12 protein-coding genes are annotated in these 11,739 nt (G+C 71.8%); 4 read left to right on the top strand and 8 right to left on the bottom strand.

All coding sequences use genetic code 11. From position 1 onward, the window contains the following. Window positions 1-84: 84 nt before the first annotated feature. The gene (locus R0232_RS21480; protein WP_431509347.1) at window positions 85-225 is read right to left on the bottom strand and encodes a hypothetical protein; all 141 of its coding nucleotides are present in this window, start codon (window positions 223-225) and stop codon (window positions 85-87) included. 184 nt (window positions 226-409) lie between these two features. Beyond that, on the bottom strand, window positions 410-1,012 hold the full coding sequence (locus R0232_RS21475; protein ID WP_203201593.1) for a LuxR C-terminal-related transcriptional regulator: 603 nt from the start codon (window positions 1,010-1,012) through the stop codon (window positions 410-412). A 95-nt stretch (window positions 1,013-1,107) separates the two neighbouring features. Between R0232_RS21475 and R0232_RS21470 the strand changes: the two genes are divergently transcribed. The 3 genes from R0232_RS21470 to R0232_RS21460 all read left to right on the top strand — a co-directional run bounded on the left by R0232_RS21470 (window position 1,108) and on the right by R0232_RS21460 (window position 4,004). Continuing rightward, a complete protein-coding gene (locus tag R0232_RS21470; RefSeq protein ID WP_057595048.1) occupies window positions 1,108-1,908 on the top strand; it encodes a CoA transferase subunit A in 801 nt (266 codons plus the stop codon). Window position 1,909: 1 nt separating this feature from the next. Next, window positions 1,910-2,548 (top strand): 3-oxoacid CoA-transferase subunit B, encoded by a 639-nt coding sequence (locus R0232_RS21465; protein ID WP_057595049.1) that lies wholly within the window; start codon window positions 1,910-1,912, stop codon window positions 2,546-2,548. Between the two features lie 76 nt (window positions 2,549-2,624). Next, window positions 2,625-4,004: a CoA transferase gene (locus tag R0232_RS21460; protein WP_431509346.1), complete on the top strand. Its 1,380-nt coding sequence runs from the start codon at window positions 2,625-2,627 to the stop codon at window positions 4,002-4,004. Here the strand turns inward: R0232_RS21460 and R0232_RS21455 are convergent. The 5 genes from R0232_RS21455 to R0232_RS21435 are packed head-to-tail and all read right to left on the bottom strand — an operon-like array spanning window position 4,001 to window position 9,623. After that, a complete protein-coding gene (locus R0232_RS21455) occupies window positions 4,001-5,167 on the bottom strand; it encodes a pyridoxal phosphate-dependent aminotransferase (protein WP_431509345.1) in 1,167 nt (388 codons plus the stop codon). The two genes, R0232_RS21460 and R0232_RS21455, sit on opposite strands and share 4 nt — an antisense overlap. A 53-nt stretch (window positions 5,168-5,220) precedes the next feature. Continuing rightward, a complete protein-coding gene (locus tag R0232_RS21450; protein ID WP_431509344.1) occupies window positions 5,221-6,402 on the bottom strand; it encodes an enolase C-terminal domain-like protein in 1,182 nt (393 codons plus the stop codon). A gap of 13 nt (window positions 6,403-6,415) precedes the next feature. After that, entirely contained in the window at window positions 6,416-7,405 is a 990-nt protein-coding gene (locus tag R0232_RS21445; RefSeq protein WP_431509343.1) for a Bug family tripartite tricarboxylate transporter substrate binding protein, read from the bottom strand. Window positions 7,406-7,438: 33 nt separating this feature from the next. Beyond that, window positions 7,439-8,695 (bottom strand): aminotransferase class V-fold PLP-dependent enzyme, encoded by a 1,257-nt coding sequence (locus R0232_RS21440; protein ID WP_431509342.1) that lies wholly within the window; start codon window positions 8,693-8,695, stop codon window positions 7,439-7,441. Then, on the bottom strand, window positions 8,676-9,623 hold the full coding sequence (locus R0232_RS21435; protein WP_431509341.1) for a dihydrodipicolinate synthase family protein: 948 nt from the start codon (window positions 9,621-9,623) through the stop codon (window positions 8,676-8,678). The genes R0232_RS21440 and R0232_RS21435 overlap by 20 nt, the downstream gene beginning before the upstream one ends. Before the next feature lie 176 nt (window positions 9,624-9,799). Between R0232_RS21435 and R0232_RS21430 the strand changes: the two genes are divergently transcribed. After that, complete coding sequence (locus R0232_RS21430) at window positions 9,800-10,768, top strand: LysR substrate-binding domain-containing protein (RefSeq protein WP_431509340.1); 969 nt, start codon at window positions 9,800-9,802, stop codon at window positions 10,766-10,768. Between the two features lie 12 nt (window positions 10,769-10,780). Here the strand turns inward: R0232_RS21430 and R0232_RS21425 are convergent, their stop codons facing one another. Continuing rightward, the gene (locus R0232_RS21425) at window positions 10,781-11,686 is read right to left on the bottom strand and encodes a LysR family transcriptional regulator (protein ID WP_431509339.1); all 906 of its coding nucleotides are present in this window, start codon (window positions 11,684-11,686) and stop codon (window positions 10,781-10,783) included. Window positions 11,687-11,739 lie beyond the last annotated feature (53 nt).

Here is an 11,739-nt window from a genome sequence, read left to right as displayed (position 1 = left end):
AGCGCTGAATGAGGGGCGCCGTGGGCGCATCGTGCGATGCGTGGGGCGCGGCGCCTCTCGTTCAGCCCTGGCGCGCTGCCAGGGTCAGGCGCGCACGCCGAGCACCGACAGGATGACGGCGGCCAGCGTCAGCGCGACCGGTGCCTTGTGCACGACGAGCACGTGGGCATGCGCGGCCAGGCGCGATTGCAGAAGGGCCTTTTCGGAATGAAGAGCTGTGGTCATGAGACGACTCCTTGAACAGTGACGCGGACACCGTGTCCGCATGACTGCAACGATAGTCCTGCGAAAGCGCCATGGTTCGTGCCTTTCATCGACACGGCGTTTCCGTTTCGGCAACGATCCGAAGGAACCTGGCGCACGCGAAACGATCGGGGCGTGGTCCCGTGAGATCGTGGTCAGCCAGGGGTCAGCCAGCGATCAGCTTCTGCACCAGCTCCGCCGTGGTGGCGGCCGCGTACTTGCGCATCAGCCGCGCGCGGTGCAGTTCCACCGTGCGGTGGCTGATGCCCAGTGCCTTGCCGATCTCCTTCGAGGTCAGGCCGCGCATCACCTGGGCCGCCACCTCGCGTTCGCGCGGCGTGAGCTGGGCCTTGGTCGCGCGGCGCGAACCCAGGTCCTCGAAGGTCCAGATGCCCGACTCGTGCGGGATGGCGCGGTTCATCGCATGGCCGGTGACGTGGCACCAGAAGGTCTCGCCCGCGATCGCGCCGTGCAGGTTGCCGAGGCGGCGCATCATGCGGTTGTCGGCGTAATGCCCGCTGGCATTCATGATCGGTTCCATGCGCTTGCCGATGCGCTCGAACTCGGCGAGGCTGGGGTAGAGGATGCTGAACGAATGCCCCACCAGCGCGGAGGGCGTTGCGCCGAAGATCTCGCACACGCGCTGGTTGCAGGCCACGATGGCGCGGTGGCGCGACACCACCATCCCGACCGGGGCATGCTCGAAGGCCAGCCGGTAGTCGATGTCGGGCGTTGCCGCCTCAGCCTTGCGATCGGTCGTCTCCTGCATCGGGGGTCACCATTACGAAATACTACGTATGCGGGTACGTAGTATCGTTCAGGGCTTTCCCACCCACTCTCGACACAGCCAATCAAGGAGCACGAGTGAACAAGATCTATCCCTCCGCCGAGGCGGCGCTCAAGGGGGTCGTGGCCGACGGGCAGATGCTCGCGGTCGGCGGCTTCGGCCTGTGCGGCATTCCCGAGGCGCTCATCGACGCGCTCAAGGATTCCGGCGCGCAGAACCTCACCGTGATCTCGAACAACGCGGGCGTCGACGGCTTCGGCCTCGGCAAGCTGCTCGAGACGCGCCAGATCAAGAAGATGATCGCCTCCTACGTGGGCGAGAACAAGGAATTCGAACGCCAGTACCTGGCGGGCGAGCTCGCGCTGGAATTCACGCCCCAGGGCACGCTGGCCGAGAAGCTGCGCGCCGGCGGCGCCGGCATCCCGGCCTTCTTCACCAAGACCGGCGTGGGCACGCAGGTCGCCGAAGGCAAGGAACTGCGCGAGTTCGACGGCGAGACCTACGTGATGGAGCATTCGCTGGTGCCCGACGTGGCGCTGGTCAAGGCCGACGTGGCCGACAAGTCGGGCAACCTGCGCTTCCGCCTGACGGCGCGCAACTTCAATCCCGCGGCCGCGATGGCCGGCAAGATCTGCATCGTCGAGGTCGAGAAGATCGTCGAGGTGGGCGAACTGGCCCCCGACGACATCCATCTGCCGGGCATCTACGTGCACCGCCTGGTGCTCAACGCCACGCCCGAGAAGCGCATCGAGAAGCGCACCGTGAGCGCCGGCGTCGATGCCGCGGCCGCCAAGGTCGAGGCCCAGACGGCAATCGCCCAGGCCGCCGCCGGCAGCGAAGTGCCGGCCAAGGTCGTCAACAAGAAAGAAGGAGCCTGAGATGCCCTGGACCCAAGACCAGATGGCGGCGCGCGCCGCGCAAGAGCTGGAAGACGGCTTCTACGTCAACCTCGGCATCGGCATCCCGACGCTGGTGGCCAACCACACGGGCACCAAGGAAGTCTGGCTGCAGAGCGAGAACGGCATGCTGGGCATCGGCCCGTTCCCGACCGAGGACCAGGTCGACGCCGACCTGATCAACGCCGGCAAGCAGACCGTCACCACGCTGCCGGGCTCGGCCATCTTCGGCAGCCACGACAGCTTCGCGATGATCCGCGGCGGCAAGATCAACCTCTCGATCCTCGGCGCGATGCAGGTGAGCACCCAGGGCGACCTCGCCAACTGGATGATCCCGGGCAAGATGGTCAAGGGCATGGGCGGCGCGATGGACCTGGTGGCCGGCGTGAAGCGCGTGATCGTGCTGATGGAACACGTGGCCAAGAAGAAGGACGGCACCGAGGACTTCAAGATCCTCGAGAAGTGCACCCTGCCGCTGACCGGCGTGGGCGTGGTCGACCGCATCATCACCGACCTCGCCGTGATGGACGTGGTGCCCGAGGGCCTCAAGGTGATCGAGCTCGCGCCCGGCGTGAGCTTCGATGCGCTGCAGGCCAAGACCGGCGCCAAGCTGATCCAGTAAGGCGAAGGCCGCAACGACGAACGAAGGGCAGGGCCGCGCGAGCGGGCCCTGCCTTTTTCATTGGAGAGAACGAAAGATGAGCGCGAGCGACATCCTCCACGACCTCTGGCGCCAGGCCGGCCTGCCGGCCGACGCACTGCCGCTGGCGCGGCTCACGGGCGTCGACCCGGTGCTGCCGTCGTCCTTCGCGGTCGGCGCGGCGGCGCAGGGCAGCATCGCCGCGGCCGCGCTGGCGGCCTGCGAACTCGGCCATGCGCGCGGCGTGCCGCGCCAGGCGGTCGCGGTCGACATGCGCCATGCCGCGCTCGAATGCACCGGCTGGTTCAGCCTCGACGGCCGCGTGCCCGAACTCTGGGACGCGTTCTCGGGCCTCTACCGCACGGCGGACGGCTGGGTGCGCATCCATGCCAACTTCGCGCACCACCGTGAAGGCGCGCTGCGCCTGCTGGGCCTTGATCCCGCGACGGCCGTGCGCGCCGATGCCGAAGCCGCGCTGGCCGGCTGGCGCGCGCTCGACTTCGAGGAAGCCGCCGCCGCGCGCGGGCTGGTGGCCACCGCGCTGCGCCGCTTCGACGAGTGGGACGCCACGCCGCAGGGCCGCGCGATCGCCGCGCAGCCGCTGTTCACCATCGAGCGCATCGGCGACGCGGTACCGCTTGCATTGCCGCCGCTGCGCGAGGACCAGCGGCCGCTCGCGGGCCTGCGCGTGCTCGACCTCACGCGCATCCTGGCCGGCCCGGTCGGCGGCCGCGCGCTCGCGGCCTACGGGGCCGACGTGCTGCTGGTCAACTCGCCGCGGCTGCCCAACATCGAGGCCATCGCCGACACCAGCCGCGGCAAGCTGTCGACGCATGTCGATCTGCGCACCGACGAAGGACAGGCGGCGCTGCGCCGGCTGGCCGGCCAGGCGCATGTGTTCGTGCAGGGCTACCGGCCCGGCGGCCTCGAGGCGCTGGGCTTCGGGCCGGCGCAGCTCGCGGCGCTGCGGCCCGGCATCGTCTGCGTCTCGCTCACGGCCTATGGCACGCAGGGCCCATGGGCTGGCCGCCGCGGCTTCGATTCGCTGGTGCAGACCGCCATGGGCTTCAACCATGCCGAGGGCGAGGCGGCCGGCGACGGCAAGCCGAAGCCGCTGCCGATGCAGATCCTCGACGAGGCCACGGGCTACCTGATCGCCTTCGGCGCGGCCGCCGCGCTGCATCGCCAGCAGCGCGAGGGCGGCAGTTGGCAGGTGCGGGTGTCGCTCGCGCAGACCGGGCACTGGCTGCGCGGACTCGGCCGCGTGCCCGGCGGGCTCGCCACGCCCAGGCCCGACATCGCGCCCTATGTGGAAACCGAGCCCTCGGGCTTCGGCGAACTCGCGGGCCTGCGGCACAGCGCGCTGCTCGCGCGCACGCCGGCCGTCTGGCCGCGGCCCTCGATGCCGCCGGGCAGCCACCCCGCGGAGTGGCCTTAGGCCCCGAGCGCCGCGCGCACCTTGTCCCCTAGGCCGCGCAGCCGTTCCACCGGCTCGTTCGAGAACACGAAGCGCAGGTACTGCGCGCCATGCGTCTCGCCCCAGCCCTGCATGGCGGTGGCGCAGACGCGCGCCTTCAGCAGCCGCTCGGACAGCGTCTGGCCGTCGATGCCGAAATCGCTGGCGCGCAGCAGCATCGACCAGCCGCCGGCCGGCACGCCCACGGGCAGGCCGCGCAGTTCGTCGAGCAGCGTGTCGCGTCGCCGTTCGAGTTCGGCCACATAGGGCGCCAGCGTGCGCGGCGACTGCGCGAGCGCGGTGGCGACCGCGTCCTGCGCGATGCCCACCGGCACCACCACGTTGGCCAGCGACACCGCCACCAGGTCGGGCATGTAGCGCTCGGGCGCCACGGTCCAGCCCACGCGCCAGCCGATCATGCGCAGCTCCTTGGCCGACGAGCCCACGGTGATGGTGCGCTCGGCCATGCCGGGCAGCCCGGCCGGATGGATGAGCTCGCGGCCGTCGAACAGCAGCCGCTCCATCGCGGCGTCGAGGATCAGCGTCAGGTCGTGCTGCACGCACAGCGCGGCGATCGCGCGCCAGTCGTCGGCGTCGAAGAAGCCGCCCGAAGGCATCGAGGGCGACATCAGCAGCATGGTGCGCACGCGCGGGCCCACGGCGGCCCGCAGCGCCTCGCGGTCGAGCTTCCATTCGCCGCCGGGCGTGAAGCGGAACGGCACGTACTTCGGCGTGCCGTCCGCGAGCCGGATGCGGTTGAGCAGGCCGGCATAGGTCGGGTCGGTCACCAGCACCTCGTCGCCGACCTCCACCGTGGCCAGCAGCGCATTGAGGATGCCCGAGAGCCCGCCGGCCGAGATCACGCAATGGCGCGCCTCGTAGGCCACACCCGAGAGTTCCGACACATGGCGCGCCGCGACCTCGCGCAGCCGCGCCTGGCCGACGAAAGGCAGGTAGCTGTTGTCCGCATCCTCGGTGGCGGCGCGCACGGTGCGCGCCACGGCCTCGGCATCGGGCGGGATGTCGACGTCGAGGTTCTCGAGCCGCAGGAAGGGCGGGCCCTCGGCGTCGTCGGCGATGGCGCCCATGCGGTCGACGCCGATGCCGGCGATGTGGGTCAGGCGGGCGGGGCGGTGGCGAGGCATGCGGGCGTCTCCTGGCAAGCGTTGTCTGCGCATTCTGCGGCCGGCGCGCGCGTTCACACCCCCAGGCTGGCCGCGAGCTCGCGGAAGATGCGGTAGAGCGCGGGCTGCTCCTCGAAGCCGATGCCCGGCGACTCGGGCAGGGTGGCGCGCCCGTTCTCGATGCGGACCTCGCGGCTGAAGCCGCCGAAGGGGCCGAACAGGCCCGGATAGGACTCCGCGCTGCCGAGGCCCAGCCCCGCGGTCGCGTGCAGCGACATCAGGTTGCCGCCGTGCGGCACGATGTTCTCGCGCGCCACGCCGTGGGCCTGCGCGAGCGCCACGATGCGCTGCAGCTCGAGCAGGCCGTAGGCCAGCGGCGGATCGGGCTGCAGCACGACGCGGCCTTCGAAGTCGCCGTAGCGCAGGAAGTTGGCGACCTCCTCGCGCGAGAACAGGTTCTCGCCGCCGGCGACGGTGCCCGCATAGGCCTCGCTGACCGCGCGGTAGGTCTCGAAGTCGGCCGGGTCGCAGGGCTCCTCGAGCCAGCGCAGGCCATAGGGCGCGATGGCGCGCGCGAAGGCCAGCGCCTCGTCGCGCTCGAAGGCGCAGCTCGCGTCGAGCGCCAGCCGCGCGCCCGAGCCCACCAGCGCCAGCACCGACTCGATGCGCCGCAGCTCCGCGGCCAGCGGCAGGCCGCCGGCCTTGATCTTGAGCTCGGTGTAGCCGGCATCGAGATGGCCGCGCACCTCGTCGCCGAGCCGTGCCAGGTCGTCGTGGTCGCGGTAGAAGCCGCCGCCCACGTAGCAGCGCACCGAGCGCGCGGGTTCGATGCCAGGCTCGCCCATGCGCTCGGCCAGCACCCGGTACAGCGGCAGGCCGCGCATCTTGCCGACGATGTCCCAGAGCGCGAGTTCCAGCGTGCCGACCGCCATCGAGCGCTCGGCATGGGCGCCGGCCTTCTCGCGCCGCAGCATCAGGTCGAGCGCGCGTTGCGGGTCGACGATGCCGCTGGCGGGGTCGTTGAGTTCCTCGGGCGTGGCGCGCAGCAGGCGCGGGATGAAGCGCTCGCGCAGCGGTCCGCCGCAGCCGTAGCGGCCGAAGGAGTTGAAGGCATGGCCGACGACGCGTCGGCCGTCGCGGAACTGGTCGGTGACGACGGCCACCACGCTGGCGGTGATCTCGCTGAAATCGATGCGCGCGTTGCGCAGCGAGGAGGCGATGGGAACGGTGCGTTCCGCGATGCTGAGGATCTTCATGGGCGGTGCGGCCTCAATCGACCACGGCGCCGGTGCTCTTCACGATCGGCCCCCACTTGTCGTATTCGGCCTGGATGAAGGCGCCGAAGCGCTCGGGCGTGGCATGCACGGGCGCGCTGCCGAGCCGCGCGATCTGCTCGCGCACGGCGGGCGTGTCGAGCGCCTGGCGCGTGGCCTCGTTGAGCCGCTCGACGATGGCGCGCGGCGTGCCCGCCGGCGCCATCAGGCCGTACCAGGCGAGCGCCTCGTAGCCGGGCACGCCGGCCTCTTCCATCGTCGGCACCCCGGGCAGCAGCGGCGAGCGCTGGCGGCCGGTGACGGCCAGCGCGCGCAGCCGCCCGGTCGCGAGGTTGGGCATGGCCGAGACCATGCTGTCGATCGCGAAGTCGATCTGCCCGCCCATCAGGTCGGTGGCCATCGGCGCCTGGCCCTTGTAGGGCACGTGCGTGAGCGTCACGCCGGTCATCGAACCGAGCAGCACCGCCGACAGGTGCTGCGGCGTGCCGTTGCCGGACGAGCCGAAGCTGTACTTGCCGGGGTTGGCCTTCAGCAGCCGCAGGAACTCCGCCGCGCTGCGCGCCGGGTTCGCGTCGTTGACCTCGAGCACCAGCGGCACTGCGGCGAGCTGCACCACCGGCACCAGGTCTTTGAGCGGGCGATAGGGCAGCTTCGGATAGAGCCACGGGCTGATCGCCAGCGGTCCGCTCGAGGACAGCAGCAGCGTGTAGCCGTCGGGTTTGGCCTTGGCCACGAAGTCGGTGCCGATGTTGCCGCCGGCGCCGACCCGGGCCTCGATCACCAGCGGCTGCCCGAGCGCGGCCTGCAGGCGCGGCGCGAGCAGGCGCGCGAGGGTGTCCGAGGGACCGCCGACCGGGTACTGGATGACGACGGTGATGGGCTTCGAGGGATAGGCCTGCGCGGCGGCCGGCGGGCTCGCGGCGACGGTGGCGAACAGCGCGAGCGCGGTGGCCAGGCGGGCGAGGGGGCGGGGATGGGTCTTCATGCTTGTCTCCTTTTTGGTGTCGATGGAAAAGCGTCAGCGGTGGACGCGGGGATTCGTGGTCTCGATGGCCTCCACGAGGCGCGCGATCTCGTCGTCGTCCGTGAGGTAGTGCGGCGTGAGCCGCAGCACGCCCGGCAGGCCCGCGGCCTCGAGCGCCCAGCGCGCGTGCTGCGGGCCGACGAAGGAGGCATGGACGCCCGCGTCGGCGAGGCGGCGGACGAAGGCCGCGCCATCGCCGAAGGCCTCGGGCAGGCGGTAGGTCAGCAGCGCGCTGCGATCGGGCAGGCCGGCCTCGAGCGGCTGCCAGCCGAAGCGCTCCTGCAGCGCATGCGCGAGGCGCTGGCGAATCAGCGCGTTCTGTCGCGCGATGCGCGCCGGGTCGACCGCGAGCGCGTAGTCGCAGGCCGCGCCCAGTGCCAGCCGCAGGCCCGGATGGAACTCGTGGCCCTCGAAACGCCGCGCATCGGACCAGGGCTGCAGGCGCTCGGCCTCCAGCCACTGCGCGCCGGCCACGTCGACGGCATCGGGCGTGCCGAGCGCCTCGAGCGCGCGCTGCGACAGGCACAGCACGCCCGCGCCGCGCGGGCCACGCAGCCATTTGCGCGTGGGGAACACGAGCACGTCGCAACCGAGGGCCTGCATGTCGACCGGCTCCTGGCCCACCGCATGGCTGGCGTCGAGGAACAGCAGGCCGCCGTGCGCGTGCACGCAGCGCGCCACGCCGTCCATGGGCGTGGCCGCGCCCCAGGCGGTCGGCACGGCGGCGAGCGAGACCACGGGGCGGCTACCGGCGGGTGCGTGGCGCAGCGCATGGTCCAGGCGCTGCGTCAGCGGCGTCGCGCCGGGCCGCGCGCCGATCACCGAGAAGCCGAGCCGCCGCTGTCGCGCCGCGTTCAGCAGGTGGAGCGCGTTGGCGCCGTATTCGTCGTGGGTCGTGATCACGTGGGGCGCATGGGCGGCGCTCATCGCGGCGGCCCAGGCCTGGCTCGCGGAGCCCAGCAGCGCGACCTGGTGCGGCTGCGCGTTGACGAGCCGCGCGACGCTGGCGCGCACCGCATGCAGCGCGTCCGCATGCCGTTCGGTGGCGCGGTGCGTGCCCAGCGTGCGCTCGGCCTCGAGCCAGGCCTGCCATTGCGCGTAGACGGGTTCGGGCGGCAGGCTCGCCGAGCCATGCGCGAAATGGGCGAGGTGCGCGCCCGCGCCCCAGGCGGGCGTGTCGCGGCGCAGGCGCGCGAGCTCGGCCTCGGTGAAGGGCGCGGCCGCGCCCGGCTCAGTGGCGATCGCTGGCATCGACGTCGAGTGCGGCGAGATCGAAAGCCTGGTCGCGCAGCGCCTGCCGCAGCGACTCCTGCCGCTGCGCATCGAGCGCCTCGAGCGGCGGCCGAACGCGCGCCCATTGCGCATCGCCCGTGGCCATCGCGATGGCCGACTTCATGGCGGGAATCAGCGGATGGGCCGCGAACTTCGCGCGCACCGCGTTGAGCGCCGCCTGCCGCGCATCGGCATCCGCGTCGCGCCACGTGTCGAACAGGCGCACGATGGCGCGGGGATTGACGTTCGCGGTGGCCGAGATGCAGCCCGCGCCGCCGTGGCGCAGGGTGTCGAGCAGGATGGTCTCGGTGCCCGCGAAGACGTCGAAGCCCGCGGGGCCGAACTGCGCGATGGTGCGCGCGGTGTAGTCCCAGTCGCCGCCGGTGTCCTTCATGCCGGCGACCGTGCCGGGGTAGCGCTTCAGCAGGCGCTCGACCAGCGCGTGGGAGAAGCCCACCTGCGCCACCGGCGGGATGTGATAGAGGTACAGCCGCAGGCCGCTGTCGCCGACCCGCTCGATCACCTCGCTGAAGAAGGCGAACAGGCCGTCGTCGGTGACGCTCTTGTAATAGAAGGGCGGCAGCGCCAGCACGCCGGCGCAGCCCTGGTCGACCGCGCAGCGCGTGAGCCGCACCGCGTCGGCCAGCGAGCAGCTGCCGGTGCCCGGCAGCATGCGCGCGGCCGGTACGCCCGCGGCCACGGCCTGCTGCAGCAGTTCGATGCGCTCTTCGACCGAGAGCGAGTTGCCTTCGGAGTTGGTGCCGAACATCGCGAGCCCGCAGTCCTGCGCCACCAGCCAGCGGCACAGCCGCAGGAAGCGCGCGGCGTCGGGCTTCAGCGCGGCGTCGAAGGGTGTGAGGACCGGGGCGAGCACGCCGCGAAGGCGTTGGGGGGTGGAGGGCGGCATCTGGATTCCAGCAAGGGTTCGGGGTGCCGGAATTCTTGGGGCGCGAGGCCTTCAGCGGGTTGCCGATTGGGCGCCGGGTTTTGCGAAAGCCGCAAAGGATCGGGGCGCCGGAGCGCCCAGGCTATAGCCGAGCGAAAGTAGACTCTGGTGGCCGCCAACTTTTGAGGAAACCGCAAATGATCGACCTGGTCAGCCTGAAGGATTTCCTGGTCCTGTGCCAGACGCGCAGCTTCAGCCGCGCCGCCGAGCGCTGCCATGTGTCGGTGTCGGGACTGAGCCGGCGCATCCAGGGCCTCGAGCAGTGGATCGGCGCGCCGCTGTTCGACCGGCGCACCGCGGCGCTCGAGCTCACGCAGCCCGGCGAGCGGCTGCAGGCGATCTCCTCCGAGGTGGTCTATGCGCTGGAGGGGCTGCGCAAGTCCATCAAGGCCGATGGCGAGGACCGGCAGCAGCGCATCCGCTTCGCGGCGCCGCACATCATGTCGGCCGTGTTCTTCCCGGACTGGGTGCCGCGGCTGCACAACGACTTCCGGAGCGCCAAGTTCAGCGTCAACTCCGACAACCTGCCCGAGTGCTTCGAGATGCTGGCCGAGGGCTCGGTCGACTACGTGGTCGCGCTGTTCGACGAAGCCGGCGCGGTGGCCGCGCGCGCGGGTTCGGCCTGCGAGGCGGGCGACTGCCTGGCGCTGGAGCTGGGGCGCGAACGGCTGGTGCCGGTGAGCGCGCCGAATGCCGCGGGCGGGCCGCTGTTCGACCTGCGCGATCCCGGCAGCGCGCCCGTTTCCTTCCTCGGCTATGCCGAGGAATGCCACCTCGGCTGGTCGCTGTCGCCGCTGCTCGAGCGCCATGGAGAACTGCGGCTGCAGCGCCACCACGAGGCCAGCCTGACCGACGGGCTGCGCTTCATGGCGCTGTCGCGGCTGGGCGTGGCCTGGCTGCCGCAGGCGCTGGTGCGCGAGGACCTCGATGCCGGGCGCCTCGTGCGGGCCGGCGGCACTTCGCTCGAGGTGCCGCTGCGCTTCATGCTGATGCGCCGGCGCGCGCCACTGGCCGAGCAGGCCGAGCGGCTGTGGCGCCATCTGGGCGAGCTGGTGCGGGCCGACGCGCCCGCGCAGGACGAGCCGGTGCTCGAGGGCGTGGCGTAGGCGCCCGGCGGCTCAGGCCCGCGCGCCCGCATCGGGCAGCAGCAGGTCGCGCTGCGCCTGCGCGGTCTGCTGCAGGAACTCCCAGGTCGCCTTCATGCGCGCGAGGTGCTTGGTCTCGGCCGGCATCGACATCCAGAAGGTGCGCGTGAAGTTCGCCTGGCCCGCGAGCACCGGCTGCAGGCTGCCGTCGCCCTCGGCCAGGAAGGCCGGCAGCACCGCGATGCCCGCGCCCGCGGCCACCGCGCGGTGCTGCGCCAGCACGCTGGTGCTGCGCAGCGCGAAGCTGTCGGGGCGGTGCAGCTCGTCGAGGTACTGCAGCTCCTTGCTGAACAGCAGGTCGTCGACATAGCTGATGAAGGTGTGGCCGCGCAGGTCCTCGCGCGTGGCGATCGGCTTGTGCGCCGCGAGGTAGGGCTTCGAGGCGTAGAGGCGCAGCGTGTAGTCGCTGAGCTTGGTGACCAGCACCGGCCCGCGCGCCGGCCGCTCGAGCGAGATCACGATGTCGGCCTCGCGCCGCGACAGGTGCACCAGCCGCGGCATCGCCAGCAGGTCGATGGTCAGCCGCGGATGCTGGCGCGCGAACAGCGCGAGCTGCGGCGCCAGCACCGCGGTGCCGAAGCCCTCGGTGGCGCCGATGCGCACCAGCCCCGACAGCCCTTCCTGCGAGGCGGGCGCCGTGCTCTCCACCGCGAGGAAGGCGCCTTCCATCGCCTCCACCTGCGGCTGCAGCCGCCGGCCGGCCTCGGTGAGCCGGTGCCCGCCGGCCTCGCGCGCGAACAGCGGCGCGCCCACCTCCTTCTCGAGCGCCTGGATGCGCCGCGCCACCGTCGTGTGGTCGACCTCGAGCCGGCGCGCCGCGCTCATCAGCGTGCCCGAGCGCGCGAGTTCGAGAAAGAAGCGAAGGTTGTCCCAGTCCATGTGTTCCTCCGGGCGGCGCCGTGGTGCGGGTGATCTGCATTTATGCAAAACCC

The sequence above is a fragment of the Variovorax sp. DAIF25 genome, assembly GCF_050711835.1.
Taxonomy (GTDB): domain Bacteria; phylum Pseudomonadota; class Gammaproteobacteria; order Burkholderiales; family Burkholderiaceae_C; genus Variovorax.
Note: the sequence above shows the minus strand (reverse complement) of the source record. Positions and strands in the feature narration are given on the sequence as shown.